This window comes from Paenibacillus apis, assembly GCF_018333295.1.
GTDB lineage: Bacteria > Bacillota > Bacilli > Paenibacillales > Paenibacillaceae > Fontibacillus > Fontibacillus antibioticophila.
Window position 1 is genome coordinate 1 of sequence record NZ_BORS01000055.1, and the last position, 524, is coordinate 524.

General features: G+C 41.6%; 1 protein-coding gene. It reads right to left on the minus strand.

The window, feature by feature from the left end; all coding sequences use genetic code 11:
* Positions 1-457: IS200/IS605 family transposase (tnpA, locus tag KI362_RS25245; RefSeq protein ID WP_301630987.1), on the minus strand; the 457-nt coding region annotated here is incomplete at its 3' end.
* Positions 458-524: the final 67 nt, after the last annotated feature.

Genomic DNA, 524 nt, shown 5'->3' on the forward strand with positions numbered 1-524 from the left:
GATTACTACTAAATGGATCTTCGTATTCTTTTACACTCAACTTGTCTACCGCTTGATCATGTGCCTCTTGCTCACGTATATACTTCCTTACGGTTGCTTCGTTCAGCCCCACTGTACTTACATAATAGCCTTCTGCCCAAAACTTTCGATTTCCGTATTTATACTTTAATTGGGCGTGCTTTTCGAAGATCATCAGTGAACTTTTCCCCTTCAGATATCCCATGAATGAGGATACCGAAATCTTCGGTGGGATGGCCACCATCATGTGTACATGATCTGGCATCATATGACCTTCTAGAATCTCCACTCCCTTGTACTTGCATAGTCGTTTCATGATTTCGATCAAATCTTTTCTCACTTGATTATAGATCTCTTTCCGTCTATACTTCGGGGTGAGCACAATGTGGTATTTGCACATCCACTTGGTGTGCGCAAGACTGTAGTTCTTGTTTGCCATCTAAGACCATTCCTTTCAATTGAGCCTGAACATCTCAATTCTATCGGTTTGGTCTTAGTGGTCAAAC